This window comes from Alteromonas sp. MB-3u-76, from assembly GCF_002831605.1.
GTDB classification, from domain to species: domain Bacteria; phylum Pseudomonadota; class Gammaproteobacteria; order Enterobacterales; family Alteromonadaceae; genus Alteromonas; species Alteromonas hispanica.
Map to the genome: position 1 here is coordinate 2,101,402 of NZ_CP025115.1, position 25,566 is coordinate 2,126,967.

Sequence of the window (25,566 nt, forward strand, 5' to 3'; positions counted from 1 at the left end):
CTATACTTAGCCGCATGAAAAGCGCTGCCGATTTGCCACAAAACACACCTCATATTCCACAAGAAGAATATGCTAATGTGTGTGCAAAACTGGCTGAGTCACAAGCACACGCCGCGCAGTTGCAACAACAAGTCGACTGGTTTAAGCGTCAGTTGTTTGGGCGTAAGTCAGAAAAGCACATAGTAGAGAATTCTGACCAAACGCAGTTGTTTGGCCAAGCGACGAATGAAGATTTACCGCCAGCACCTAAAAAAGCCGTCAAAGGCTATGCCCGCTCCACTAAACAAAAAGATGACAATAACGTCAATGATACCGGCCTTCGCTTTACTGATGACGTGCCCACAAAAGTGATTGATGTGCCTTGCCCCGAGCTTGAAGGTGAGGATGCTGATAAGTATGAAATTATTGGCACGAAAGAGACCCATCGCTTAGCGCAACTGCCAGGTAGCTACCAAGTCTTAATTTATCGCAAAAAAGTCTTTAAAAGCAAAGAAACGGGCAACATGTTGTCCCCCTCAACTCCCGATAATGTGTTAGAAGGGGCGTATGCGGATGTATCACTATTAGCGGGCCTCATGGTTGATAAAGCCGTATTCCATTTACCCCTTCACCGACAGCATTTACGTATGCTGCAATCGGGTGTGACTTTATCGCGGGCGAGCTTAATCAACTACGTCAGTCAAAGCATTGATTTAGTTATCCCTATCGCACAAGCAGTGCTGAGTAATATACTGAGTGGGGGCAACATCAGCATGGATGAAACGCCGATGAAGGCGGGTCGACAAGCCTCGACTCGCCGCAAACATAACACCATGAAACAAACCTACTTCTGGCCCATTTATGGTGAGCAAGATGAAGTGGCCTTTACCTGGTCATCTTCTCGCGGCAAACAACATGCGATTGCGCAACTCACTGGCTTTAATGGCACCTTGCTAAGCGATGGTTATGCGGTGTATAGCCAAATCATTGATACGCTAAACAGCCAAGGCCAACACATCACCCATGCAGCCTGTTGGGCGCATACGCGCCGCTACTTCGAAAAAGCATTGGATTATCATCCTAAAGAGGCACAATACGCCTTGGCTGAAATACAAAAGCTGTATAAAGTGGAAGCACACATACGAAAACACGCGCTTAATGCCGAGGATACCGTGCAATATCGCCTCAAACACAGCGAGCCTGTCATCAATGCTCTGTTTCATTGGCTATACGAGCAACGCCAACGCCCAGAATTATTACCTAAAGATCCGTTAAGCAAAGCCTTAGCTTATGCCTATGACCGTCATCATGAGTTAAAGACTTACCTGACGCACGCACAAGTGAATATCGACACTAATCATTTAGAAAGGGCCTTACGCGTTATCCCTATGGGTAAGAAGAACCATTTGTTCTGCTGGAGTGAGTTGGGCGCAAAACAGCTTGGTGCCTTGCATACACTCACCGTGACCTGCAAATTACACAACATCAATCCATACCACTACCTAGTCGATGTACTGCAACGCGTATCGCAACATCCAGCCAAAGACATCATCGACTTAACCCCTAGACGCTGGAAAGCACTGTTCGCTGATAAACGCCTGCGCTCAGACATAGAAAAGTGAAGACGCTATGACCGAAAAAGAAACGAAAACGACCATCGATATTAGCCAACTCACTCTCGACCAATTGTATATACTCAATGAAGCGGTCGTTAACCGCATTGATGAATTACGAGCAAAACAAGATAGAGAAGCGCTTGCTAAACTGCGCCCAGGCATGAAAGTGCAGTATGCTCATGATGGCAAAACTATCACCGGCACGTTACTTAAGAAAAATAGAAAAACGGTGCTCATTGCTAACAACAATGGCAAGACGCATCACAAGGTGCCGGCTGGCATAGTAACTGCGGTTAGCGTTGCTAAACTCGATCTTAGTCAGGCGGTCAAGAACGGTCTAAAATGATCGGTTACACGAAGAATAGGAAATTTCTCGCCACAGAGTAAGATAGTGAGTGATGAGCTACCGCTAACACATTTTGATCAAAAGCAATTTGATAAAGCTATATTCAACATCACGGATCAACCATCGATAAAATCTATTCAGGCACAACTACGCAAAAAAAATAAAGAGCTTTCTCTGGCCGAAAAAGATCGTTATCCCTCTTTTAATGCGTTTGCGCGATATAATAATTTATGGATGAATAATGAACAACAGTGGGTTGTCGGTGTTGGCTTTAATTTACCATTTGATTTCGGTAAACGTACAAGCAGAGAAGGAAAAATCAAAGCAGAGCGCCTTGCGCTAGGTTGGCAGCAACAGGATATAACCTCAGAATTACGTGAAACTTTGACACAAAGTTATAGCCATTGGCGAGAAGCCAAAGAGGTGCTTCAACTTTACCATAGTGAACTCTTACCCTTAGCTGAAGAAAATATGAATACTGCAAGAGATGAATATCGCTCTGGTAGCGGTGACTTCCTATCTTTTCTAACAGCCCAAAGGCAATTATTGTCTACGGAAAGAAAAGCAGATCAAGCATTAAGAGATCAGTTTGCATACTACTCTCAACTTTTAGCAGCAGCAGGCTTGGTCTACCCAGTAGCAAATTCGCAATTTGGCGAAAACAATGAATTTCAGAATATAAAGCAGGAGAAAAATTATGAGTGAGAAACCTAGAAAATCAATACGAAGAGAATATTTTTTAGGGTTTCTCGGACTATTGTCGATTGTCACGCTTGCTATAGGCGGAACTTTTATGGATTGGTCTTCTTTTAAGGAGATGTTTAATTCACCAACTTCTGAGATTTCAAATCAGGAGTTTATTGATGCAGGTCCATTTAAAGTCGCGGTGAGTATTAACCCAGAAACACCTCAAGTGGGCACAAATCAAATTACTATTGTGGTTAAAGATAAAGAAGGTAATGCAGTTACAAATGCCAAAGTCAGGGCTGTAGGTGAAATGCCTGCAATGGGAAGCATGCCAGCCATGTATGCACAAGCAGATATCAAAGAAATATCTCCTGGTATATATAAAGGTGACTTCGAATTGTCTATGGCAGGTAGCTGGCCGCTGGCCGTCGATATTGCCACCAGTGAGCAACATCACGTTGATCTGACCTTTGATATGGCTACTGGTCGCAAAGGGCTGGAACTATCCACTTCAACACCATCAGGCGATGTAGCTTACCATACCTGTTCAATGCATCCTTCAGTGAAGTCAGCCACACCTGGCACATGTCCTATTTGTGGAATGGATCTTGTTCCTGTAACCAAAGAGGAGTTAAAGAGTGGCAGCGTGATGATTAATGAAGGGAGACGACAAAAAATCGGAGTCAAAACAGATCAAGTTATAAGGGCACCTTTTTCTCTCCCTATAAATTTGCAAGGAGAAGTGACCTATGACGAAACACAATTGTCAGCAATCAGTTTACGGTTTGATGGCTGGATAGGCGACCTTAATGCTGATTATGAAGGACGAAAGATGAAAAAAGGGGAAATTCTGTTCACTGTCTATAGTCCAGAACTACTTTCACTTCAAGAAGAGTATTTAGAAACGCTTAAACGAAGTCACCAGCGAGAATCAAAAAATCAAAGAGCCGCGTTAATAGAGGCTGGACGTAAACGTTTGAATTTATGGGGATTAAGTAACCAACAAATAGTGTGGCTAGAGAAACAACGCCAAGCTCAGGATTATGTTCCGATATTTGCACCTTATGAAGCTGTCATAATCGAAAAAAATATTGTGAGCGGCTCATCTTTTAAGCGCGGCGATACACTATTAAAACTAGCTGACTTAAATGTTTTATGGATTGAAGCATTCGCTTACGAACAACACTTACCACTGATTAGTCCTGATATGACTGCTTCGATCCGTATAACAAACATACCTGGTCAGGAGTTTTCGGCAGATGTCATGCAGGTTGATCCTTTTTTGAACAGTCAGACTCGAACCGCTAGGGTTCGTCTTAAGGTTGAAAATTCAGATGGGAAACTCCAACCTGGACTTTTCGCAAATGTCACACTGAAAGCGCATCTTGGTTCACAGCTCCTTATCCCTGAAGACTCTGTTTTAGTTTCAGGAAATAAACGAATTGTATTTGTTGATTTAGGTGAAGGCCGTTTAAAACCGAAATCTGTCAAAACAGGATACAGCAACGGAGATTATATTGTCATACGAAGCGGCTTAGAAGAGAACGATACCATCGTAACTTCCGGTAATTTCTTGGTTGCAGCAGAAAGTAAACTCAAGGCGGGAGTAGACCAATGGTAACTGCTAAAAATAGCATTGCACCAAACACCAGTGATGGTCTAGTTGCTAAGCTCATTGCATACTGTGCTAACAAGCCAGGGATAACTATCATACTTGTTTTAATCATGGCTATTTGGGGTTATCGAAGTGTTTTCCAGGCACCATTAGATGCAGTTCCTGACTTATCAGATGCTCAAGTCATTGTGTATACAGACTGGAAAGGCCGCAGTCCTGACTTGGTTGAAGATCAAATCACTTACCCATTAACAACAGCGTTATTGTCAGTACCCAACGTTCGATTCGTACGAGGCCAAAGCTTCTTGGGTGCTAGTTTTGTTTACGTCATCTTTGAAGATGGCACAGATATTTACTGGGCAAGATCGCGAGTACTTGAATATTTGAATACTGTTGCAAGTGATCTACCACCGGATGTTCAACCAACTCTTGGGCCTGATGCCACTGGTGTAGGCTGGGTATTTCAATATGCGCTCGTCGATAAATCAGGAACACTCGATTTGTCGGAGCTGCGAGCTTTACAAGACTTTAAATTAAGGTATTGGCTCAGCGCTATAGATGGTGTTGCCGAAGTCGCTTCGATTGGAGGTTTTGTTAAAGAATACCAAGTGCAAATTGATCCGCATCGATTATCAAGGTTTGGTATTGAACTCCCAAAAGTGGTGAATGCAATACGGCGTTCTAACAATGATGTTGGTGGTCGAGTGCTTGAAATTGCAGGTCACGAGCACTTTGTTCGTGGTAGAGGATATATCAAATCAAAAGATGATTTGAACAAAGTCGTTATTGGTGTCGATGAAAACCACGTGCCTATTACACTTGCCCAAGTAGCGGACATTACATTAGGTCCTGCAATGCAGCGAGGTTTAGCCGAGCTAGATGGTGAGGGTCAAACCGTCGGTGGTATAGTGGTTATGCGCTATGGTGAAAATGCGCTTAGTGTTATTGAACGAGTAAAACAGCGTCTTGAGGAAGTTCAGGCTGGTCTCCCTGATGGCGTTGAGGTCGTTATCACCTACGACCGTTCAGATCTGATATTACGTGCCATCAGCACCTTACGCAACACGCTGATAGAAGAAATGATCGTCGTATCACTGATTATTTTCGCGTTCTTGTTACATGTTCGTTCAGCGCTAGTCGCATGTATTACTTTGCCTATAGCTATCTTACTTTCCTTTATTCCTATGGCTTTTCAAGGATTAACTGCCAATATCATGTCACTTGGGGGGATAGCTGTTGCTATTGGAGCTATGGTCGATGCTGCGGTGGTCATGATGGACAATGTCCATAAAAAGTTGAGTCAGGAAGGAGGTACTCATGATCGTAAAGAAATTATCATTCGGGCGATGAAAGATGTGGGGCCAAGCATCTTTTTCTCATTGATCATCATCACTATTTCGTTTGTACCAGTGTTTTCTCTAGAGGCTACAGAAGGTCGTCTTTTCAAGCCACTTGCATACACAAAAACTTACAGTATGGCGTTTGCAGCAATTCTATCTGTCACTTTGATTCCTGCACTCACAATATTGCTGGTTAAAGGAAAAATAAGATCCGATCGCAATCCTGTTAATCGAATATTAATCGCGGTATTTCTTCCAGCTATTCGAACTTGCATCAAGTATCGATGGCCAGTGATTGGGGTTTCGTTGTTAACATTGATTTTAACAATACCTGTGGCTCGTCAGCTAGGTAACGAATTCATGCCTCCACTCAATGAAGGCAGTATTCTCTATATGCCAACAGCTCTACCCGGCATGTCGATAACAGAGGCGGGTAAAGTATTACAAAGCATGGATGCAGAGTTAAAAAAATTTCCGGAAGTCGAACGAGTTTTTGGAAAAATTGGACGTTCAGACAGTGCTACTGATCCAGCTCCTTTGTCTATGGTGGAAACTGTTATAACACTTAAACCTAAAGACCAATGGCGAGAAGGGTTAACTTGGGATGATCTAATTGCAGAGATGGACGAAGAGCTTCGATATCCCGGCATGCCAAACATTTGGTGGATGCCTATTCAAACGCGAACAGAAATGTTAGCAACAGGAATTCGAAGTACGCTGGGGATTAAGGTATTTGGTGACGATATCAAACAAATTGAAGATATCGCGGTATCTATTGAAAAAGAACTCCAAAATAATTCTGCGACTAGTGAATATACCCGTAGTGCATTTGCGGAACGACTCACTGGCGGGTATTTCTTAGATTTTGACATCAACCGTGAGGCCGCATCACGCTATGGATTGAATGTACAAGATGTGGAAGACGTACTTATGGCATCAGTTGGTGGAATGCAAGCGACCCAAACAATCGAAGGGCGTGATCGCTATGATGTCATTGTTAGATATGCTCGTGATTACAGAGACTCTATCGACAAGCTTGAGCAAGTTTTGGTGCACACAAAAACAGGTCAACAGGTGCCTATCACAGAATTAGCTGATATCAATTTTAGAACGGGTGCTCCCATGATCCGTAACGAAGATGGACAATTAGTTGGCTTTGTTTTTGTTGATATCAAAGGTGATATCGGTGTTGCTGATTATGTCAATTTTGCCAAGAATGCTATTGATAAAAACGTTGCACTACCAGCGGGTTACAGGCTTGGATGGGCGGGACAGTTTCAATATTTTGAACGTGCAAAAGCCAAACTTCAATGGGTAATTCCTGCAACACTATTAGCAATTTTCATGTTGCTTTATCTGCACCGAGGAAGAATGAGTGACACACTGTTTGTTTTGAGTGCGATGCCATTTTCATTAATGGGATCAATTTGGTTGCTTTATTTTCTAAATTTCAAACTGAGTGTTGCTGTTTGGGTTGGTATGATTGCAATGGCAGGACTCGCTGCTGAAATGGGCTTGCTTATGCTGCATTATCTTGATCAATCCTACAGCGAACACGTGAATGACCGTGACAAGGATACAACGACGTTTCTTGAAAAAGTGGCTACAGGCGCTTCGCAGCGAATAAGACCAATGCTAATGACGAGCTTAACCTTATTAGTTTCCTTGATCCCCGTCATGATCAGTGATGGCACCGGAGCAGATGTCATGAAGCGCATTGCAGCACCTATGGTTGGTGGGACCGCTACGGCATTAATCATTGTATTGTTGGTTTTTCCTGCTTTATTCGTTATATGGAAGATTCCCGCTTTAAACCAACAACACAGGAGTTCAAAGGAATATGAAGAGATTGTAAGTAAATAAAGGACTATCTACAGATTTGTGTATAGCAAATAAAACCGTAATACCCTGTTTAATAGACAGTAAGTATTATAAAAATTTTAATCAATAAATGAGAAAAAACTATGAAAATCAAAAACTATATTACTCCACTACTTGTAGCATCTAGCCTAGGGTTAATTTCGATGTCTGGATACGCTGCACCAATGAATGCAGAATCAAAAAGTACAATCAATACGGTGTCTGTTAATCAACATAAAGGCAAAGGTAAAATACTAGCTATTGACAAAAAAGCACAAAAGATAAAACTCGCTCATGGCCCAATCAAGAGTTTAAACTGGGGCGCTATGAAAATGTTTTTTGCAGTAGAGAATAAAGACTTAGTTGACGAAGTAAAGGTCGGAGACACTGTTAACTTTAGCTTTATTAAATCCAACGATGGCAGATTTATCATTGTCGATATGAACTAGCCTAAAAAAACTCCGTAAATAGCTATTTAAGTGACGGCACTGATTGAAAGTTTAGCTTTTATATCAATGAAACTAAACACTGGAATTAGTGCAGAGGTACAATGACCGCTAGCGACTGGTGTTGTCGGCGGTATTGTATCTTCTACAATTTAACTTTGTTAAATTAACGAGGTAAGCACTGGTAAGGTTACCTTTACCCCTTCCCGGAATCTTTATGGGTATACTCATGTAGAACTGCATGTAATAACACTAATTTGGACTTTGATAATGAAAAAGGATAAACCATACATTGTTGTGGTTTAATATTGTTGTAACAACGGTAACTTTACTTATTTAATGGCTATGTTCGGATTAACTGTTGTTGAATCGAAAAGAGCCTGTTTTCGTTAAGGTTTTCTGGATTATCCATAAACCTGAACCAACCCAGGTAGTGTTCCAAGTATTTTGTGGCTACTCCGTTAAACCGTTTTATCCACGCTTTCAGACGGCTGTGATAGGCGTTAACATTTTGAATGTGAAAGACTTTATCTATCACCTTAATTCCTCCTGCCACATCTAAGCGCTTGTGTATTAAATCATTTTTCTCAGAAAGAGCTATGTAGGGCTTATAGCCATCACTACACAACACACTGTCTTTCTCTAATTTTCCTGCTAGCTCCTGATGCAAAGCTTCCGATGTAACACTTGGCACAACGGCTTCATACGTACTCTTAGCTCGGTCTCTGACCGTTAAAACTGGCACCCAATCATCCTTTGAACGCCCTCGTTTTTTCGCTTTCACCCCTCTTTTACGGGGCTGACGAGTCATCCGTTTTGAGCCTTTCTCTGAGTAGGGAAAAAGTGTTTCGTCTGCCTCGATAATGCCTTCTAATTTGCTCGCTTTCAGTGCTGATGGTAGCGCCAAGAATCGGTGCCGCCACCTGAACGATGTTTCAAGGTGGAGGCCACATTCTTCGGCACATTTACGCAATGGCTTACTGTCCAGCATACAGCGAATATATTCTAACCAAAGCTCTTTGTACCTCAGTCGAGCTAGCGGTGTCGCCGTTGTCGCTACAAAGGTTTTGCCGCAGTTCTTGCAGCGATAACGCTGCATCTTGTTTACCTTGCCGTGCCGATTGATCAGTGAGCTATGGCAGTGCGGACATTCAGGGTTTTCAACCATCCGCTCCTCAAGCTCTGTTATCAACTGTGAGACGCTATCAGTGCCTTTCAGCAGCTTCTCAACATAACGGGTTTGACTATCTGTTAAGTGTTCTAACTCGGCTATAAGCTTTGTAAATTGTGCTGGGATCATGATCAACCCTCAATAACTGTATTCATATACAGTATAGCAACAATTTAGCAGAACATAGCCTATTTAATAGAAGAAAAAACAAAATCAATTAGCGATGTTTAAACTGGTATTCATTGATGGTCACTTTAATTAGATATAAAGTAAGTAAACAAAAAGTCAGTAAGGTAATTGATAACGTGTCTAAACGAACCATAAGTATGTTGGCTAAAGAACTGAGTGTAAATGTCGAAACAATTCGCTTTTATGAACGCAAAGGCTTAATTAAACAACCACCAAAGCCTATGCAGGGCTATAGACATTACCCGAAAGAAACGGTAAATAGAATACATTTTATCAAGCGTTCTCAAGAATTAGGTTTTACGCTAAATGAGATTGAAGGGTTACTTGCGTTAAACGATAGTCCATGTAGTAAAGTACAAGAATTAGCTAATAAAAAACTGATCGCAGTACAAAAAAAGATGGCTGACTTGTTGTTGTTAGAACACGCTTTGGAAGAACATTTAGGACAATGCCAAAATAATGATGACGATAGCCACTGCCCAATAATTGATTCGTTGCAACCGAAGTAAATGATTCACTTAACTACCATTTCCCACTAAAACAGCATATCCAATTTTACTTCTGCGCCTTAATTCAAGTTAGCTTATTCCCCGTATCTGTCGTAGCAGATTATCAAAGATAAATTTTTTATAAATCACCCTTGACTCCGTACTTAGGTACATGCAATACACTTGCATTATCACTTAATGAGGTATCTATATGAATCAAAAAGAATCAAACCTTCCAATGATAGGAGGCATCATAGCAGCATTAGGCGCAGGCGTATGCTGTGTAGGTCCTTTGCTCCTGTTATTACTTGGGGTAAGTGGCTCATGGATTGGTAATTTAACTGCATTTGAACCCTATAGGCCATTATTTATCGCATTTGTAGTGTTGTTGTTTGGTTACTCAGGTTGGAAAATTTACCGTCCTGTAGAAGAGTGTGAGCCGGGAACGGCCTGTGCAATTCCTAAGAAACAGCAACAACGAAAAGTCATTTTCTGGCTGAGCGCTATAGTTGCGACAATTTTAGTGACCAGTAATTATTGGATACTTTTGTTTGCTTAATATACAGATCAAGAAATTTATAACATTTTAAAATTTGGAGCTAATTATGAAAAAATTATTATTAACCGCACTGCTTTCACTTTCTAGTTTTGGTGCTTTTGCTGAAGTAAAAACAGTTACACTGGAAGTGCCAACGATGAACTGTGCGACATGTCCAATCACAGTTAAAAAGTCATTAGAAAATGTTGATGGCGTTGAAAATGCGAAAGTTACCTACAAGCCTAAGCTAGCTGTTGTTTCTTTTGATGACACTAAAACCAACATCAATGCATTAATTGCAGCGACTACCAACGCTGGCTACCCTTCAAATTTAAAAAGTGAAAATAAGTAATGTTTAGCCCCTTAGAACTAGTTACGCGTATCGGAGATAAAGCAGGCTCTATAGGTGCACTTGTTTCGGCAATGGGATGCGCCATGTGTTTTCCCGCGATAGCTAGTCTTGGTGCGGCAATTGGGATGGGATTTCTTAGTCAGTGGGAAGGGGTATTTATTAATACGTTGTTACCACTGTTTGCAGTATTAGCGCTGGCAATGAATATCTTAGGCTGGTTTAGCCATCGTCAATGGCACCGTAGTTTTATCGGTTCAATTGGCCCCATTTTGGTTTTACTCTCTTTATACCCTTGGTTCCAGTACGGGTGGAGTTCATACGTTACTTATACGGGGCTAGGACTAATGGTTGCTGTATCAATTTGGGACATGGTTTCTCCAGCGAATAAACGCTGTGATGATGAAACTTGTACCGCTTAACTTTTTAAGAGGAATAAAATATGTCAACGAATAGTTGTTGCTCGTCAAATGACATCCAGCCAGAACAATTACATGTAGCCATTATTGGTAGTGGTTCAGGGGCCTTTGCCAGTGCGATTAAAGCAGCAGAAGGCGGAGCAAGAGTTACTATCATTGAAGGAGCCGATGTAATCGGAGGTTGCTGTGTAAATGTCGGCTGTGTTCCTTCAAAAATATTGATCCGTGCTGCGCAATTAGCGCATCAGCAACGTACTAACCCGTTTGATGGTTTAGAAAATATTCAGCCACAACTTAGCCGCTCCTTATTAGCACATCAGCAAAACGCTCGCGTCGAAGAACTACGCGATGCTAAATATCAACGTATTTTAGAGAGTAATCCCGCGCTATCTTTACTTAAAGGTTATGCACGTTTTAAAAATCAAAATACCTTGCTAGTTCACAAGTCTGATGGTAGTGAAGAAGAGCTGGTTGCAGATCGCATTTTAATTGCAACAGGCTCTACACCAAGCATTCCGCCAATTAAGGGTTTAGTTGATACACCTTATTGGACATCAACAGAAGCCTTATTTGCAGAAGAGTTACCGAGTAGTCTAGTTGTCATCGGCTCCTCCGTTGTTGCTCTGGAAATTGCGCAAGCTTATGCCCGTTTAGGTAGCCGTGTGACAATTCTAGCCAGACATACCCTTTTATATGCTGAAGATCCGTTATTAGGTGAAAAACTGGCAGAGTGCTTTGAAAAAGAAGGTATTAGGGTACTTAATAATACGCAAGCAAGTCATGTTTCTTATGATAGCAATGGTTTTTCATTGGAAACTAACGAAGGAACATTAATCGCTGAAAAATTGCTTATCTCTACGGGTCGCCATGCAAATACTGGAAAGCTTGGTTTAGAAAATGTTGGTGTTGAAACAGATAAAAGTGGTGCCATTGTTGTTAATAGTATGATGGAAACATCAACAGCTAACATTTATGCCGCTGGAGACTGCTCCAATATGCCACAATTTGTTTATGTTGCTGCTGCTGCCGGAAGTAGGGCTGGAATTAATATGACAGGTGGAAATGCGCAACTCGACTTATCTACCATGCCTGCTGTTATATTCACCGACCCACAAGTTGCTACGGTAGGTCTAACCGAAGTACAAGCTTCAGCGGTAGGAATAAATACGATAAGTCGTGTACTTGATATGGAAAACGTACCAAGAGCTTTAGCAAATTTTGAAACGGATGGTTTTATCAAGTTGGTAGCTGAAGAATCCACGGGAAAACTGATAGGCGCACAAATTTTAGCCCATGAAGGCGGAGAACTGATTCAAAGTGCGGCTCTTGCTATTCATAATAAAATGACAGTCGAAGAATTGGCAGGTCAACTATTTCCGTATTTGACGATGGTTGAAGGATTGAAGTTATGCGCTCAAACCTTTAGCAAAGACGTTAAAGAGCTATCTTGCTGCGCAGGGTAATCATTTAACGGTAATGTACTTACAGAAATGTTAATGGAGTGCCAATTGATTGAATGTAATCAAGATATCTTAAGGCATTCCATTAACAACACAAATTGGAAGCATGCTAAATCATGATTAAATCTAAGGTTGAAAACATTCCTGTTGGTGAAGTCAGTTTTTTGACAGAGATACCTGACATCAATAAGTTCATTAGTAGTGATGATGATGCGTTGGATTTTCCTTTGAGTATTTCTCAACTGGCACTAGCTGCACAAACATCTGTCCATACGGTAAGAAATTATGTTCTTGAGAACTTAGTACACTGCGAAGAAAAAACTAAGTCAGGCCATTCACTTTACGGCTTATGTGCATTAAAGGTAAGCGTCCGGCAATTCCACCTAGCGCTTAGCAAACTGCCATGGTAGCAGTTGCTCGATATCGACGTCGGGCTTGCTGAGTTCATCAAGGCAAGTCATCACATACTCGAACACATTGAGGTCGTTGGCTTTTGCAGTTTCGATAACACTGTAGAGCACGGCACTGGCGTTTGCGCCTGTGGCGGTTTGGCTAAACAGCCAGTTTTTTCTGCCTATGACGAATGGCTTAATCGCGCGCTCAGCGCGATTATTATCGATACTTAGTTGGCCGTCGAGTGTATAACGTACAAGCTTTTCCCATTGGTTCAAGCAGTATTGTATCGCTTCGCCTAATTTGGTTTTCGGTAACACTTGTTGAACTGATTTCATTAGCCATGCGTGAAGCTGATTGAGCAACGGTAGGCTCTTTTCTTGTCTGGTAAGGTAGCGCGTTTCCACCGTTTTATCTTTTAGCTGTGTTTCGATGCGGTAGAGTTTTTGGATGTGATTGAGCGCCCAATCTGCTTTGCCACTGCCTTTCTTTCCTGCACCTTTTTTGGCTTCGATAAACTTACGACGTGCATGTGCCCAACAACCAATGAGTGTGGCTTGCGTTTGCTCGTAGCCTTGATAGCCATCCACTTGCAGGTAGCCGCTATAGCCTTGCAGGAAGTCTACTGCGCATTGCCCAGCCCGACTATTGTGGTAGTCGTACAACACGATATTGGATGTCGCTGTATCGGTGATATTACCGCTAGGTGAATCAGCGCCACTGGCGTACAACCACATATAGCTGTTCGCTTTTTCAGACTCAACCACTTTTAGCGTGGTTTCATCCGCCGCGATAACAGGTTGCTTTAACAGGTGTTGATGAAGCTGCTCATAAAGCGGTTTAAACAACTCAGCACAGCGGATTATCCAGTCCGCCATCGTCTTACGGCTTAATTCAATACCGTGCTGTTTGAACATCGCTTCTTGTCGATAAAGCGGTAACCCATACTGATATTTGCTGGTGATGATTTGACTTAACAAGCTTGGCGTTGCGTAGCCTTTTGGAATCACGCTGTGAGGTACGGGCGCTTGTTTAATCGTGTTGTTGATACCGTCCTTTTCACAGGTACGGCACGCATATTTAGGGCGAACATGCTCTATCACTTTAACCTGTGCAGGAATAAACTGAAGCTTCTCTGACTTATCTTCACCAATGCGATGTAATTCGCCCGCACAACAGCCACAGATTTTTTCTTCGTCGCTAATATCGTGAACGATAACTTCACGATGCAGGTCTTTAGGTAGCGGTTTACGTGTGGGCTTTTTGCGGGTATAGCTAATCGTTTCTTCGGCTGTTTCAGATTCAACAACCAGTTCTTCCGCTTCGTTAAACAACTCACCTTGCCCAGGGTGGCCTTCGGTACTTTTACCGAACTGCTTGTGCTGGGCAACACGGAACTGTTCTTCTAAATAGGCAATCCGCGCGCTCTTCTCTTCAAGAAGCGCTTCAAGTTCAGCGATGCGGGATTGGTATTCTTTCTCGTTCATACCGCTATTATCCCGTATTAAGGTGCTGATTACCTTACATTATTAAGACTATTTCGTGATCGTTAATCGCTACTTATGATCACAGGTTATAAGCCGGATGCGTTGTAGTGCAACGGCTGATGCCCTATGACATCGTAGCCCGATAACAGCCATTGTAGCTGCTGTTCACTCATATGCATCTGTTTTAAGTTCGCATCGACAGGCCATTTAAAGCGATGTTTTTCGAGGCGTTTATACCAGAGTGCGAAGCCCGTTTTATCCCAATAGAGTATTTTGACCTTATCGCGCTTTTTGTTGCAGAAGACGAACAGCGCATCGCGAAACGGATTCAGGTTCATATCCTGCTCAACCACGACAATTAAGCCATTAATCGATTTGCGGAAGTCGACGATATCCATGTACAAGTAAATGTCGGCAGGCTCTACGAACATCTTCATTCGGCCAATGCCTTCATCACAGTAGCAACCCAGTGAGGGTTAATAGTGGTTGGCACGCTAAGTTGAGCGTTTCCCAATTTCAGGAGGAGGTCGCCACCCATTGCTTCGGTGTAGGATTCAACCTTCGTGACTTCACGTTTCACCTGAACAAACTTGCTGCTTGTTCGTTGAAGCCGAATATCGCGACGTCGGGTATAGTAAGTTTGAACGTTAATCTGCTGCTGACGACAAAACTCTACCGCAGTGAGTCCGCTTTGCTTTTGCTGCTCGAATAAGTTGAGCCAGTCTTGCACTTCTCTTCGTTGATATTGAGGCATGGTCATTCTCCTTAGTAAAGAGAACACCATGCCGTAGCTAATTTATGAATTGAATGCGGGGATTACCGGACGGACACCATTAAAGAGATTAAAGTTCATTCGAGCAGCAAGGGCGGCAGGTCTTCTTGTAGTTGATATCAAGCCATTACTAATGGCAATAGATGCAGGAGAAAGAAAAGTTCCTGAAGACATCCAAAAGCTGCTACTTACTAAAATCGAGCATAGAAAAGTATTTTTAAATCTAGTAACAAACCAAATTGAAGAGTTTTGCAATTAGAACAATTATAGAACAGTTCATGGCTCGACTAAAAACTTGTTAGCTTATCTGTTTTCTATCAATGTTAGCTTGTATATATCAAGCATATAGAATATCAACACCTCCAATTTTTAATGGCACTTTGATGCGCAGTACCTTTTGAATTAGAAATACAAACAGATGGCATTCTTTAACTTATTGATTCTACATCACTAAGTAAACCAGCTAAGTCGATTTCTTTGCGGTCTTTATTAAAGGCATATTCCCCATTTAGATTAATGTGTTGCCAAGCAACAGGTGAAAGCCGAGAAATAACATCAACCACATCTTGCCTACCGTTCCTCTCTTGGATTTGTAAAAATGCCGATAGTAACGCGGAATTATAATAAATAATGCAATTTGAAATGAGTCGAGCACAATCGTTCCATTGTGATACTTGGTAATCATTCCCCCCACGAAATTTATTGCCATTAACTGAAGTAATAGCACGTTTTAACTGATGGTATGCTTCACCTCTGTTCAAGGCTTGCTGGACGTAATGACGCAACGTTGAATTATCAACATACTCCAAAACATAAATAGATTTAATTAAACGGTCGTACTCATGCAATGCTGACAATCTTCGGCTCTTGCCGTTACTCAACTTTCTAATGATTGTGCTTTGAGTGGTGGTTTTACGACTCAATGAACAAACAATATGCTGAATATTGTCCCATTCTTCAGCAATTAGCTTATGATTAATATCTTTCTTTAATTGAATACGGCCTCCGTTCTCTTCAGTCACTTCAAATAGCTCAAAAAACACCTTTTTCATTTTCGCGTATCGAGGGGCGAATGTGTAACCAAAGAAATCTAATATAGCGAAGTTAACATTATTGGTACCATGCGTATCGGTCGATAAGGTATTAGGCTGTATATCTGAAGAGTTGTTATAGAGTAAGTCAAAAGCAAAGTGACCTTCATATTCGTTAGCGCCAATGACTTGCGTACTCACCGGAACATGATTAGAAACCAATGTTAATGCTGAAACACCTTTACCTTTGGAGAAGTACTTAGACGAATACCGAGCCTTAAACGTATTTATGCGACACTCAAATTTTTGACCATCAATGCTTGAAAACAACTGATTATCGTCCACATGGTAATAGGCAAATATTGGCAACGTGGCTATAGCATTAGAAACCTGATCATTAGACGTTTTGAGTGTTTCATATCTGACATAACTATCATCTACACTGCGTAATTTACCCATTGAACGGTCAGAGATATTCGCCATTTTATATAGGCCGTAATTGGTGCCGTTTGCCAATATACAGGCGATCAGATCTTCTTTATTTACTGGTGATTTTTCTTTAGTTGCTGATATGTGTGTAAATGAATTTAAGTAACCTGTCTTTTGATCAACAAACAACATGAGTTCAACGATACCCATGTGTTGAATTTGATTGTAGAGCGGGTTTTCAATTGTTTGTTGCCAACGGCTGTTAGGAATTGACCACTTGAGTTCGGCTTTGCCAGGAATAAACTCAACATACTTATTATCACCACTAAAGATATGCTCGCTTGCTTCCTTCAGCTTAACTTCTAATTGTTGGCTCTTATCTGCGAGTGTTTGGTTAATCGGTGTTGCCAGCTTATCAAGGCCAGTGTTTTCAATGATTGTCTCTTTTTGCTGCCATTCTTTAGGTTGTATAAGATCTGACGTTAAACTACGGTTATTAACGCTTTCTTTCACCGTTAAGCTATTACTGTGAAATAATTGTTCGGCTTTACGATAAAGGAAATACTCAAATCGATTAGCAATTAATTTGGTATTTTCTCCCTCTAAATACTCTCGGTCATGTTTAGGTACCACATCGATGTGACGTGGTCAACCAAAATTGACCAACCCAGTTAAGCTACTTTCTTCTGTTTCAATGCTGCCACTTCATACTGATTCGGACTCATATATCCTAAGTATGAATGTAACCGCATCGGATTATAAAACATCGCGATGTACTGCAAGATATCTTGCTGTGCTTCGAGACGGGTTTGATATGACTTCCAATGCACACGTTCTTGTTTCAGTGTACCGAAGAAACTCTCTACCACGGCATTATCCCAACAGTCGCCTTTTCGACTCATGCTGCCAATAAAACCATGGCCTTTCAATAATCGACGATACTGGTCACTTGCATACTGACTTCCTCTGTCAGAATGAACAATCAATCCTGGCTTCGGGCGACGTTGCCAAATCGCCATTGTCAGTGCATCGCAAACAAGCTTGGCCTTCATTCGTGAACCCATACTCCAGCCCACAACCTTCCGCGAGAACAGATCAATAACCACGGCTAAATACAACCAACCTTCACGTGTCCAGACGTAGGTAATATCGCAAACATACGCTTGGTCCGGTGCGTTAACGTCAAACTCACGGTTGAGTACATTGTCGAATACGGGCTTGTCGTGATCACTATTGGTGGTGATTTTATACTTCTTCTTGTATCGAACCTTTACGTTGGCTTCTTTCATTAACTGCCGCGTTTGCTGTCGGCCTACTGGATAACCTAAACAGTTCAATGCTCGCTGCATTCTGCGGCTACCGTATGTATGCTCACTCGCAACATCTATGGCTTCAATCCATTCGAGCATCTCAGCTTTTTCGTTATCCTTCTGCGTCTGCGGCCATTCCTGCTTCTTCATATACCGGTAGAAGCCATTTCTATTCACGCCCAACAGTCGACACATTAAATCGACTGGATAGGTCTTTTTACGTTGCGCGATGAAACGATATTTTATTTCGTTTCCTTGGCGAAAAAGACCGTCGCTTCCTTTAATATGCGCTTTTCCATTTCAAGCTGTTTGACCTGCGCTTTAAGTCGACGGATCTCTTCTTGCTCTGGTGTTAATTTACCGTTGCCCCTAAATGCTTGCCCATCATCATCTTGCTGGTATTCCTTGACCCAGCGACTGATCATCTGATTGTTAACATCTAACATTTTGGCAACATCGGTTCTGCTATGGCCTTGATCAAGCACAAGACTAACCGCATCGAGTTTAAATTCTTTGGTGTAACGCTTTCTTTCAGGCATCTCTTTCTCCAGTTAAGCTGATATTATACTCTTAACTGGACTGGTCAATTCAATTGGACCACGTCAAGGCATAGAGTTCGTTGATTTCTGATTCGCTGAGAATTTGTATACGCTTGGTGTTTGATGAAGAAATAGTGGTAAGCCTTTCTTGTTATTTTTAATCAGCATACCTTAATCAATGAGGTTAATGTTTACCAGTCAACTGCTTAACATTACCATAAAGCCGATTTAAGCGACTAAAGTGGTAAACTTTTCATAAGATAGTTTACCACTGTGTATTATTACTTAAGAATACTAATGCCGATTTCGAGGGGATGGGCTAAATAATACAAACTGTGTTATTCAAGGGGTGAAGTCCAATGGTACGAAAAGTTACTCTAAGCGTGAAAATTCAAGCTAAGGTTAATTTCGAGGGGATGGGCGCAAAACCCCAAGTAGGGTTAGAAGGCACAATGTCACTGTTTAAAGAGGAAGCCCTACAGGGTGACATTCTCAACTTTTATCCTGCCTTTGGCGGCAATGTAGAAAAGCGCATTACCAATCTTATTGTTGATCATTCAAATACAATACATCCAACTTGGTGGTTTGATGCCAAGATCAATGGCGACAATATAGAACTTGGTAAACGCACCACGTTTAACGCAAGAAACTTGGACAGTCCTTATTGGCAGAAAGCGATTACTAGACGCCGCGGTATTGTTGTTGCTACAGCAGTGGGCGAGTCTAACCTGGAGGGAAAGGGTAAATCACATTATTTAATGCGGCCTAAGTCTGGCGCGTTATTATTGGGCGCGGTTTATCGAGTCTTTAGCAACGGGTGTTTTAGTTGCGCCGTGGTAACCAGACCGCCGAGAGAAGACTTTAGCAAGTATCACGAAAAATCGATTCCCTTTTTCTTACCTCATGACAAAAGCGCGATTAATGCTTGGCTTAGCAATGAAGACAGTTCTTTTGTAAATGATTTACTGGCTAACCCACAAATTTATACAGATTTAGAAGTGACTAAGGTTAAAACATTTAAAAGTGGCGAAGCGATATCTCCGACGGCTTTATTACCCGCTAGCCAGCCGCATTGTTAGCGATATAATCAGAGGTTTAGCGAGACATATGCGTTTACAAGCAGCGAGCAGGTTTGGGTAGTCCTGCAAGCTTTGTAGCCTGCTTAGCAGGGCCTTTTTTAAACAGGCGCTGTAGATAACGGCTATTGCCTTTTTCAGGCCCAAATTTATTCGCCATAGCTTTTACTAATGCTCTAATGGCTGGGCTTGTCTCGTATTCCTCATAAAACTCGCGAACAAATCGAACCACTTCCCAGTGGGCGTCGGTAAGTTCGATGCTTTCCTCCTCGGCTAAAAAGGGCACCATGCCTTCATCCCACAAAGTGTAATCTAGCAAATAGCCTGCTTTATCTGTTGGGATCTCTTTTCCATTGTAGGAAAAACTAAATGTTTCTTGTGACATGTCTTTCGCCATTGTTATTCAGAGTATTTTTCATTCGTGAGTCATTCTTCACAGCTGCTTTTAGATACTAAGGCACGTCCTAGATAGCAACCCAATGTTGATGCTGCCCTGATAGCGCAGCAAATTCCCCCGCGCTAATTAAAGCTAGGTGCTTTAAAGGTTTTACACCACGAGATGCTACATCGTCTGCTACTGCGTAAAGTTTAGCAGCACTTGTTTCAATAGACTGCTCTTTAAAAACGTGTTCAGTAGTAGCTAAATGATGCTGTGCATATACTCCATCGCCCGAAAACACGATAACTGAGATGTTTTGCTTATCTCCTGAGTCATTTGCACCTTCATGGCTTAGTGCAGCATCAATAAACGCGATATCGCCGGCAGTAATTGCTCTTTTAGTTATATTTATCAGCATTAAAATGTCACCACATGATCGGCTTTTTCAACTAAAGCAACACGTTCGTGCGCTGTCACGAATTGGGCTTCGATCTCTTCAATAACTTGGGTGTTCTCAAACAGCGTATGAATTTGAAAATTTTCTGCACTGTCTTTGCAAATGTAGCAGTCTTCAATATCGAAAAAAGGCATGGATGCCAGCCGTTTACTGTGGTTTTTAATACCTTTGCGAGATGGAGTTTTAGTAAGCTGGAGCACACCTTCACCTTCAAACAAAACGATGACGTTATGGCCGTAATTAGTCGCAGCTAAGGTAAAATCTAAACCGTCTTGGCTGATTGCGGTGCCATAAGGGCTTTGTGTGAATCGAATAAGTATTGTGGCCATTAAAACTTTACCAGTCTGTCGCAATTATGTAGCTCGGTAAAAAATTCACCCAATCCTGCCTGTATAAAAGGGGCAGAAAGGTTAGCTTGGGCTATGCCGTGTTCTTGTGCCTCTTGATCGCTAACAATACCTCGTTTAACCGCCGCTGTAATGCACACCAGCAGCTTAACTTCGTGTTGCTCGCTTAAGCGCTTCCAAGCATCTTGGCCGTAAAATTCATCGCCAGTATTAAGCATTAGGTTATTGGTGTGGTAAACACCGTCGCCGTAAAAGAATAAGTTGTCTACCGTATCACCATTACTGATCACGCCCTGTATAAATTGATACGCGCGAAGAGCGCTGTCGCCTTGAAAAGGCGATGAGGTAATTAAAACTGAATATTGCGCCATAAAAAGTGTTCCAAACAAAAACACCCCGGTTAAGGGGTGTTTGTTTATAGCTTAAAACGCTAAATTAGTCGTCGCCGCCAAATGCACCTAATAGGTGAAGGATAGCAGTGAACAAATTATAAATGTTCAGGTAAAGCGATACTGTAGCGCGAATATAGTTGGTTTCGCCACCGTTAACAATACGACTAGTGTCGAACAGAATGAGACCAGACATAATAAATACAATAGCCGCACTAATCGCCAAACTTACCGCTGGTACTGCAAAAAAGATATTAGCTATTGCAGCGACAATCACCACAACTAAACCAACCATCAAGAAGCCACCCATAAACGAAAAGTCTTTCTTCGTGGTTAAAACGTAACCGGATAGTGCAAAAAATACTAACGCGGTCGCGCCAAGCGCTTGCATAATTAGTGCTGGACCGCCAGGCAGCGCCATAAATCGTTGAAGCGTAAATGCTAGCGATGCACCTAACAGGCCGGTAAATACAAACACCCAAAAGATACCTGATGAAGAGTCTGCTTTTTTCTGTACAACAAATAGAGTGATAAATGCGCCTATGGTCATGCCTAAAGACATCATAGGAGAAATACCTACTGCCATGGCGACACCTGCACAAACTGCACTAAACGCTAGTGTCATCGCAAGCAGCATGTAGGTGTTGCGTAGAACCTTGTTCGTCTGCAATACCGATGGTTGAGATGCACTAGAATACATCGAACGTTGATCCATTGTTTCCTCCAAAAGGACTATGATATGACCACAAATGGTACACTGTTAATTAGTGTATGTTGTATGGGTTTTAGTTCCCATTTTCAAGTAGTTTCAGATGAAAAAGACGTTATGTGCCTATAAAAACACCCAAGGCACTCAGTTGATACGTTATTTGATTGATTTATGGGCACTTAAATAAGTTTTTTAATTTTTCCCTTTACAGCGAAAAAAATATCATTAAGATACGCAGCACTTCTGGAGAGTTGGCAGAGCTCGGTTTAATGCACCTGACTTGAAATCAGACGTGGGGTCAAACCCACCGGGGGTTCGAATCCCTCACTCTCCGCCAGATTAGAGAAACCCGCACATCGTTGCGGGTTTTTTTATGCGCCAAATAAAAATGCCTTTTTAGCTGTCGGTTAACCTTTTGTCTAAGACTACAGTCGCATTGTTACCGTTCATACACCTGTTTACCCTTGCGCTTCCTTTTTGCAACCTACAGGTGTTTTGTGTCTCAAGATAGCTCTTCTTATCAAGAACTACACAAGCCAAGTGGCTCATTTGAAACCCGAGATGATTATCTCAACCACGAATTACAAATACTTTCCCCCAAACGCTGGCGCCCTAATATCCCATTGAAAGACTATCGCATAGAGTGGGAAGATTTTATTCCAGGTATGGCAGCTACCATAGGTAAAATTGTTATGGTAGCCGCTGTAGTAGGGGCATTTGCTGCACCGCTTGACCTATCACCGGAATTTGTAATTGAAAATGTTCGCTTTGAGCTATTGATAGCCGCTGTTTTGTTTGTTGTGCTGATTTCTGGCTTTTTAAATCCTACTGCAAATTTGGCAGGAACGCATGGGCCCTTACTGCCACTTGTACCGCTTATGGTGGCATCTGGCGGCCATCCTATGGCATTGGGTTTACTTATCGGCGTGTTTGGTTTTTTGCTTGGAATAACGAAGGGGGGCAGTCTTCTGGCCAGGCTTACCAGTAACGGTGTGTGTGGTGGATTACTACTGTATCTTGGGTTCATTGGTATTACAGGCCAAGTGAAAAAGCTTTTTGCTTGGGCTGAAGGCTTTGATATGGGCTATGTGGCGTTCGTTGTGCTTGTTGCTACTATTATTATGTATGCTTGGCTGGAGCACATTAAAAAACGCTGGCTGGCTATTCCTCTCGGTGCCGTAATGGCGGCAGTACTCGCCCTCGCATTAGGGGCACCATTTGAGTTCTCAACCACGCCGGGAATACCTAATTTAAACCCAGCATATTGGTGGGGAGAACATACAGGTTGGCAACTAGGTCTACCAGATTGGTCAAATTTTGTTGCTGTATTACCCTTTGCGGTATTAGCGGTTGCTATGTGGTCTCCCGACTTTCTAGGTCAGCAGGTGTTCCAAAAGCTAAGTTACCCGAAGAACAGCGAAAAAGCCTACATGAATATCGATGACACTATGATAGCGGCGTCTACTCGCCAAGCAGTGGGTTCTGCGTTGGGAGGAGGCAACATCGCATCCTCATGGGGAACTTACATCATCCCAGCCTCAATTGCCCGTAGGCCTATTCCTGGCGGCGCGATAATAACAGGTGTTTTGTGCGTTATTGCTGCCATTTGGGGTTACCCAATGGACTTAGCAATTTGGCCACCAGTATTGTGTGTTGCTTTAATCGTGGGTGTATTTTTACCTTTGATGGAAGCGGGTATGCAAATGACTCGCGAGGGAAAGACAACTCAATCTGCTGCCCTTGTCGTAATAAGTTCTGTGCTGGTAAACCCAGTTTTTGGTTGGTCGTTTACTATGCTGCTAGATAATTTAGGTATTGTGGGGTGTAAAGATCGTGCTCTGGATCTCGGCAAAGCAGGGAGGTGGCTAATACCTGGCATCACTTTTATTGTGCTTTGTACTGTTATGGCGCTCATCGGCATGTTCCCTGGAGTGCCTGCAATAATGGATACGTTTCGCGTCTAATATTCTATTTTATTAAAAGCTAGACGCTTTCATTGAATTTTAAAAAGCTTTTTTTACGCACATTTATGCCTTTGCTATCCTATAAATGACAATTTATAGGTGGCGAAGGCAGCGTATAGAAGCTTTTTATGATTTCTGTCTCACCGGTCCCAATATGGCTCTTCTTCGAAAAATTCGCACAAAAAATCGATAAATACTCTAAGTTTTGACGACACTAATTTTCTGTGAGGATAAACCGCATAAAGAGAAATTGATTGGGGAACAAAGTCTTCTAAAATAGACACCAGTTCTTGGTTTTTAAGTGCTTCGGCTACTATAAATGTTGGCTGTAAAACATAACCTTCACCTTGTGCTGCCACATCAGATAAAACTTCACCATTGTTTGCCGTTAGCCGAGGTGTATGCTTTTGTGCATTAGCTTTTAACGCCTGTATAAGTTCAGACTCTTCGTTTTCGTAATTAACATGGGAGTACTCTAAATAATGCTCGGGTTTTAATTGCGAAGGATGCTCGGGGATACCGTATTTCTTGAGGTAACTCGGCGACGCACAAAGAGCAAGCTTGATGGTTGTAATTTTCTTTGCCACAAGCGAAGAATCACTAAGGACACCTGCACGCAGTGCCACATCTAAACCTTCATCCACCACATCCACTTTTCTGTCGTTAAGCTGCAAATTAATAGAAACATCGGGAAATTGTTTTTGAAAAGCACTTAAGCAAGAGGATAAATGAAGCGTAGAAAATGAAACGGGAGCGCTCACTCGTAAGGTGCCTTTTACTTGCGTACTAAGTAGCCCCAGTTGCCCTTCCATATCATTCATACTTTCAAGTATGTGATTAGCATGTTGCAAACACTGATATCCAGCTTCGGTTAAATGTATTTTACGCGTTGTGCGATTAAAAAGTCTCACGTCAAGCTTCTTTTCAAGCTGGCTTATGTATTTGCTAACCAGTTGATTCGATGTATTTAATCGCAGTGCCGCATTAGTAAAACTACCTTCGTTAACCACCGTGACAAAGGTTTTCAGTAAATCTATCCGATCCATTTATTGCCTCTAAGCTGCATTTGTATAAATAGAGAAGTTATAAAGACAAACGCTAAAAGGTTGCCAATTTACAACAAAACATTGTTAATAATTCAACGGATGGCGTATTTATTCAAGTTATGTTGCTAGTTAAGATTTACAAACACCTTAAGTGAGCCGCTTTTTACAACAAGCAGCCAAATGCAATTAACGTCACAACTTAACGTTACGACAAACTACAAATTTAGGAGCAACAACTATGAAAAATGCAATACTAAATAAAATTTTTATTACCAACGACAGCATCGCGGGTGCAATATTACGTTTACCAGTTGGCATTATTCTGGCTGCCCATGGCGCACAAAAACTATTTGGCATGTTTGGTGGATACGGCTTAGAGGGCACTGCCCAGTGGATGGAAAGTATTGGGCTAGCACCTGGATTTGTTATGGCACTTTTAGCGGGTAGCGCTGAATTTTTTGGCGGTTTAGCGTTAATACTTGGGTTTTTAACTCGACCGGCTGCCGCGGTAAGTGCTTTTACCATGTTAGTGGCTATTTTTAGTGTACATGCAAGTAACGGTTTATTTATGAGTAATAATGGCTATGAGTTTGCTTTATCGCTTTTCGCTATCACCGTTGCACTTGCGGTACAGGGAGGAGGGAAATACTCAGTAGACAAACTCATTGTCAGTAAACTGAATTAACAGCACGCACTTGCAAAACGGTGGTGTATTAAACATTACGCTTTGATGTC

General features: G+C 42.0%; 28 protein-coding genes and 1 tRNA gene. 17 read left to right on the forward strand and 12 right to left on the reverse strand.

Annotation, left to right across the window (positions count from 1 at the left end; genetic code table 11):
* Positions 1 to 14 precede the first annotated feature (14 nt).
* From tnpC (CW735_RS09315) to CW735_RS09340, 6 genes are all read left to right on the forward strand, one after another.
* Positions 15 to 1,601 (forward strand): IS66 family transposase, encoded by a 1,587-nt coding sequence (tnpC, locus tag CW735_RS09315; RefSeq protein WP_198520977.1) that lies wholly within the window; start codon positions 15 to 17, stop codon positions 1,599 to 1,601.
* Positions 1,602 to 1,608: 7 nt separating this feature from the next.
* Positions 1,609 to 1,941: a hypothetical protein gene (locus CW735_RS09320; RefSeq protein WP_100970760.1), complete on the forward strand. Its 333-nt coding sequence runs from the start codon at positions 1,609 to 1,611 to the stop codon at positions 1,939 to 1,941.
* A 45-nt stretch (positions 1,942 to 1,986) separates the two neighbouring features.
* On the forward strand, positions 1,987 to 2,646 hold the full coding sequence (locus CW735_RS09325) for a TolC family protein (RefSeq protein ID WP_157812671.1): 660 nt from the start codon (positions 1,987 to 1,989) through the stop codon (positions 2,644 to 2,646).
* Positions 2,639 to 4,249 (forward strand): efflux RND transporter periplasmic adaptor subunit, encoded by a 1,611-nt coding sequence (locus CW735_RS09330; RefSeq protein ID WP_100971812.1) that lies wholly within the window; start codon positions 2,639 to 2,641, stop codon positions 4,247 to 4,249. Before CW735_RS09325 ends, CW735_RS09330 begins: the two co-directional genes overlap by 8 nt.
* Positions 4,243 to 7,446, forward strand: coding sequence for an efflux RND transporter permease subunit (locus CW735_RS09335; protein ID WP_100971814.1), 3,204 nt, complete (start codon positions 4,243 to 4,245; stop codon positions 7,444 to 7,446). The genes CW735_RS09330 and CW735_RS09335 overlap by 7 nt, the downstream gene beginning before the upstream one ends.
* 101 nt (positions 7,447 to 7,547) lie before the next feature.
* A complete protein-coding gene (locus CW735_RS09340) occupies positions 7,548 to 7,892 on the forward strand; it encodes a copper-binding protein (protein ID WP_198521002.1) in 345 nt (114 codons plus the stop codon).
* Between the two features lie 340 nt (positions 7,893 to 8,232).
* Here the strand turns inward: CW735_RS09340 and CW735_RS09345 are convergent, their stop codons facing one another.
* A complete protein-coding gene (locus CW735_RS09345) occupies positions 8,233 to 9,189 on the reverse strand; it encodes an IS1595 family transposase (protein ID WP_157812624.1) in 957 nt (318 codons plus the stop codon).
* Positions 9,190 to 9,386: 197 nt separating this feature from the next.
* On the opposite strand from CW735_RS09345, the gene merR reads away from it, so the two are divergent.
* From merR to CW735_RS09375, 6 genes are all read left to right on the forward strand, one after another.
* Positions 9,387 to 9,758 carry an Hg(II)-responsive transcriptional regulator gene (gene merR / locus CW735_RS09350; RefSeq protein ID WP_033011277.1) on the forward strand — a complete coding sequence of 124 codons (372 nt, stop codon included), beginning with the start codon at positions 9,387 to 9,389 and terminating at the stop codon, positions 9,756 to 9,758.
* 190 nt (positions 9,759 to 9,948) lie between these two features.
* Positions 9,949 to 10,296 carry a mercuric transporter MerT family protein gene (locus CW735_RS09355; protein WP_016899520.1) on the forward strand — a complete coding sequence of 116 codons (348 nt, stop codon included), beginning with the start codon at positions 9,949 to 9,951 and terminating at the stop codon, positions 10,294 to 10,296.
* 46 nt (positions 10,297 to 10,342) lie between these two features.
* The gene (merP, locus tag CW735_RS09360; protein ID WP_008110847.1) at positions 10,343 to 10,627 is read left to right on the forward strand and encodes a mercury resistance system periplasmic binding protein MerP; all 285 of its coding nucleotides are present in this window, start codon (positions 10,343 to 10,345) and stop codon (positions 10,625 to 10,627) included.
* Positions 10,627 to 11,046 carry an organomercurial transporter MerC gene (gene merC, locus CW735_RS09365; protein WP_008467331.1) on the forward strand — a complete coding sequence of 140 codons (420 nt, stop codon included), beginning with the start codon at positions 10,627 to 10,629 and terminating at the stop codon, positions 11,044 to 11,046. Before merP ends, merC begins: the two co-directional genes overlap by 1 nt.
* Positions 11,047 to 11,066: 20 nt before the next feature.
* A complete protein-coding gene (gene merA, locus CW735_RS09370; RefSeq protein WP_008467329.1) occupies positions 11,067 to 12,506 on the forward strand; it encodes a mercury(II) reductase in 1,440 nt (479 codons plus the stop codon).
* Between the two features lie 113 nt (positions 12,507 to 12,619).
* Complete coding sequence (locus CW735_RS09375; RefSeq protein ID WP_232368407.1) at positions 12,620 to 12,913, forward strand: hypothetical protein; 294 nt, start codon at positions 12,620 to 12,622, stop codon at positions 12,911 to 12,913.
* On the opposite strand, the gene tnpC (CW735_RS09380) is transcribed toward CW735_RS09375, so the two are convergent.
* From tnpC (CW735_RS09380) to tnpA, 3 genes are all read right to left on the reverse strand, one after another.
* Entirely contained in the window at positions 12,887 to 14,383 is a 1,497-nt protein-coding gene (gene tnpC, locus CW735_RS09380) for an IS66 family transposase (RefSeq protein WP_100971816.1), read from the reverse strand. The two genes, CW735_RS09375 and tnpC (CW735_RS09380), sit on opposite strands and share 27 nt — an antisense overlap.
* Positions 14,384 to 14,469: 86 nt before the next feature.
* Positions 14,470 to 14,820, reverse strand: a complete 351-nt coding sequence (tnpB, locus tag CW735_RS09385; RefSeq protein WP_100971818.1) for an IS66 family insertion sequence element accessory protein TnpB — start codon at positions 14,818 to 14,820, stop codon at positions 14,470 to 14,472.
* Entirely contained in the window at positions 14,817 to 15,137 is a 321-nt protein-coding gene (gene tnpA, locus CW735_RS09390) for an IS66 family insertion sequence element accessory protein TnpA (RefSeq protein WP_100971820.1), read from the reverse strand. The genes tnpB and tnpA overlap by 4 nt, the downstream gene beginning before the upstream one ends.
* A 49-nt stretch (positions 15,138 to 15,186) precedes the next feature.
* Between tnpA and CW735_RS20055 the strand changes: the two genes are divergently transcribed.
* Positions 15,187 to 15,414 carry a MerR family DNA-binding protein gene (locus tag CW735_RS20055; RefSeq protein WP_332310103.1) on the forward strand — a complete coding sequence of 76 codons (228 nt, stop codon included), beginning with the start codon at positions 15,187 to 15,189 and terminating at the stop codon, positions 15,412 to 15,414.
* Positions 15,415 to 15,583: 169 nt separating this feature from the next.
* On the opposite strand, the gene CW735_RS09400 is transcribed toward CW735_RS20055, so the two are convergent.
* Positions 15,584 to 17,248: a Tn3 family transposase gene (locus tag CW735_RS09400; protein WP_157812672.1), complete on the reverse strand. Its 1,665-nt coding sequence runs from the start codon at positions 17,246 to 17,248 to the stop codon at positions 15,584 to 15,586.
* 38 nt (positions 17,249 to 17,286) lie between these two features.
* Positions 17,287 to 18,464 (reverse strand): IS3 family transposase gene (locus CW735_RS09405; RefSeq protein ID WP_100970927.1). Its coding sequence is split into 2 segments (ribosomal slippage): positions 17,287 to 18,215 and positions 18,215 to 18,464, totalling 1,179 coding nucleotides; the frame shifts between segments, so codons are not numbered across the junction.
* 359 nt (positions 18,465 to 18,823) lie between these two features.
* On the opposite strand from CW735_RS09405, the gene CW735_RS09410 reads away from it, so the two are divergent.
* Positions 18,824 to 19,543: an SOS response-associated peptidase family protein gene (locus CW735_RS09410; protein ID WP_232230580.1), complete on the forward strand. Its 720-nt coding sequence runs from the start codon at positions 18,824 to 18,826 to the stop codon at positions 19,541 to 19,543.
* 34 nt (positions 19,544 to 19,577) lie between these two features.
* Here CW735_RS09410 and CW735_RS09415 read toward each other — a convergent pair whose 3' ends face one another.
* From CW735_RS09415 to CW735_RS09435, 5 genes are all read right to left on the reverse strand, one after another.
* Positions 19,578 to 19,925 carry a TusE/DsrC/DsvC family sulfur relay protein gene (locus CW735_RS09415; RefSeq protein ID WP_071978998.1) on the reverse strand — a complete coding sequence of 116 codons (348 nt, stop codon included), beginning with the start codon at positions 19,923 to 19,925 and terminating at the stop codon, positions 19,578 to 19,580.
* A gap of 79 nt (positions 19,926 to 20,004) precedes the next feature.
* The gene (locus CW735_RS09420) at positions 20,005 to 20,337 is read right to left on the reverse strand and encodes a DsrH/TusB family sulfur metabolism protein (RefSeq protein ID WP_071978997.1); all 333 of its coding nucleotides are present in this window, start codon (positions 20,335 to 20,337) and stop codon (positions 20,005 to 20,007) included.
* On the reverse strand, positions 20,337 to 20,705 hold the full coding sequence (locus tag CW735_RS09425; RefSeq protein ID WP_071978996.1) for a DsrE family protein: 369 nt from the start codon (positions 20,703 to 20,705) through the stop codon (positions 20,337 to 20,339). The genes CW735_RS09420 and CW735_RS09425 overlap by 1 nt, the downstream gene beginning before the upstream one ends.
* Entirely contained in the window at positions 20,705 to 21,094 is a 390-nt protein-coding gene (gene tusD, locus CW735_RS09430; protein WP_100971822.1) for a sulfurtransferase complex subunit TusD, read from the reverse strand. Before tusD ends, CW735_RS09425 begins: the two co-directional genes overlap by 1 nt.
* A gap of 64 nt (positions 21,095 to 21,158) precedes the next feature.
* Positions 21,159 to 21,827, reverse strand: a complete 669-nt coding sequence (locus tag CW735_RS09435) for a Bax inhibitor-1/YccA family protein (RefSeq protein WP_071978994.1) — start codon at positions 21,825 to 21,827, stop codon at positions 21,159 to 21,161.
* A 239-nt stretch (positions 21,828 to 22,066) separates the two neighbouring features.
* On the opposite strand from CW735_RS09435, the gene CW735_RS09440 reads away from it, so the two are divergent.
* Positions 22,067 to 22,158 (forward strand) — tRNA-Ser (locus CW735_RS09440).
* A gap of 160 nt (positions 22,159 to 22,318) precedes the next feature.
* Positions 22,319 to 23,785, forward strand: coding sequence for a DUF3360 family protein (locus CW735_RS09445; RefSeq protein ID WP_100971824.1), 1,467 nt, complete (start codon positions 22,319 to 22,321; stop codon positions 23,783 to 23,785).
* 140 nt (positions 23,786 to 23,925) lie between these two features.
* Here the strand turns inward: CW735_RS09445 and CW735_RS09450 are convergent, their stop codons facing one another.
* Positions 23,926 to 24,831, reverse strand: a complete 906-nt coding sequence (locus tag CW735_RS09450; protein ID WP_100971826.1) for a LysR family transcriptional regulator — start codon at positions 24,829 to 24,831, stop codon at positions 23,926 to 23,928.
* A gap of 238 nt (positions 24,832 to 25,069) precedes the next feature.
* On the opposite strand from CW735_RS09450, the gene CW735_RS09455 reads away from it, so the two are divergent.
* Positions 25,070 to 25,516 carry a DoxX family protein gene (locus CW735_RS09455; RefSeq protein ID WP_100971828.1) on the forward strand — a complete coding sequence of 149 codons (447 nt, stop codon included), beginning with the start codon at positions 25,070 to 25,072 and terminating at the stop codon, positions 25,514 to 25,516.
* The last annotated feature ends 50 nt before the right edge of the window (positions 25,517 to 25,566 follow it).

Bases quoted from the DNA above. Each gene is read 5' to 3' on its own strand.
- merP (WP_008110847.1), top strand. From the start codon at position 10,343: ATGAAAAAATTATTATTAACCGCACTGCTTTCACTTTCTAGTTTTGGT.
- tusD (WP_100971822.1), bottom strand. From the start codon at position 21,094: ATGGCGCAATATTCAGTTTTAATTACCTCATCGCCTTTTCAAGGCGAC.
- CW735_RS09375 (WP_232368407.1), top strand. From the start codon at position 12,620: ATGATTAAATCTAAGGTTGAAAACATTCCTGTTGGTGAAGTCAGTTTT.
- CW735_RS09335 (WP_100971814.1), top strand. From the start codon at position 4,243: ATGGTAACTGCTAAAAATAGCATTGCACCAAACACCAGTGATGGTCTA.
- tnpB (WP_100971818.1), bottom strand. From the start codon at position 14,820: ATGAAGATGTTCGTAGAGCCTGCCGACATTTACTTGTACATGGATATC.
- CW735_RS09320 (WP_100970760.1), top strand. From the start codon at position 1,609: ATGACCGAAAAAGAAACGAAAACGACCATCGATATTAGCCAACTCACT.
- CW735_RS09410 (WP_232230580.1), top strand. From the start codon at position 18,824: ATGGTACGAAAAGTTACTCTAAGCGTGAAAATTCAAGCTAAGGTTAAT.
- CW735_RS09455 (WP_100971828.1), top strand. From the start codon at position 25,070: ATGAAAAATGCAATACTAAATAAAATTTTTATTACCAACGACAGCATC.
- merC (WP_008467331.1), top strand. From the start codon at position 10,627: ATGTTTAGCCCCTTAGAACTAGTTACGCGTATCGGAGATAAAGCAGGC.
- tnpC (WP_198520977.1), top strand. From the start codon at position 15: ATGAAAAGCGCTGCCGATTTGCCACAAAACACACCTCATATTCCACAA.
- tnpC (WP_100971816.1), bottom strand. From the start codon at position 14,383: ATGAACGAGAAAGAATACCAATCCCGCATCGCTGAACTTGAAGCGCTT.
- CW735_RS09450 (WP_100971826.1), bottom strand. From the start codon at position 24,831: ATGGATCGGATAGATTTACTGAAAACCTTTGTCACGGTGGTTAACGAA.
- CW735_RS09330 (WP_100971812.1), top strand. From the start codon at position 2,639: ATGAGTGAGAAACCTAGAAAATCAATACGAAGAGAATATTTTTTAGGG.
- CW735_RS09425 (WP_071978996.1), bottom strand. From the start codon at position 20,705: ATGGCCACAATACTTATTCGATTCACACAAAGCCCTTATGGCACCGCA.
- CW735_RS09340 (WP_198521002.1), top strand. From the start codon at position 7,548: ATGAAAATCAAAAACTATATTACTCCACTACTTGTAGCATCTAGCCTA.
- merR (WP_033011277.1), top strand. From the start codon at position 9,387: ATGTTGGCTAAAGAACTGAGTGTAAATGTCGAAACAATTCGCTTTTAT.
- CW735_RS09420 (WP_071978997.1), bottom strand. From the start codon at position 20,337: ATGCTGATAAATATAACTAAAAGAGCAATTACTGCCGGCGATATCGCG.
- CW735_RS09435 (WP_071978994.1), bottom strand. From the start codon at position 21,827: ATGGATCAACGTTCGATGTATTCTAGTGCATCTCAACCATCGGTATTG.
- CW735_RS09415 (WP_071978998.1), bottom strand. From the start codon at position 19,925: ATGTCACAAGAAACATTTAGTTTTTCCTACAATGGAAAAGAGATCCCA.
- CW735_RS09355 (WP_016899520.1), top strand. From the start codon at position 9,949: ATGAATCAAAAAGAATCAAACCTTCCAATGATAGGAGGCATCATAGCA.
- tnpA (WP_100971820.1), bottom strand. From the start codon at position 15,137: ATGCCTCAATATCAACGAAGAGAAGTGCAAGACTGGCTCAACTTATTC.
- CW735_RS09345 (WP_157812624.1), bottom strand. From the start codon at position 9,189: ATGATCCCAGCACAATTTACAAAGCTTATAGCCGAGTTAGAACACTTA.
- merA (WP_008467329.1), top strand. From the start codon at position 11,067: ATGTCAACGAATAGTTGTTGCTCGTCAAATGACATCCAGCCAGAACAA.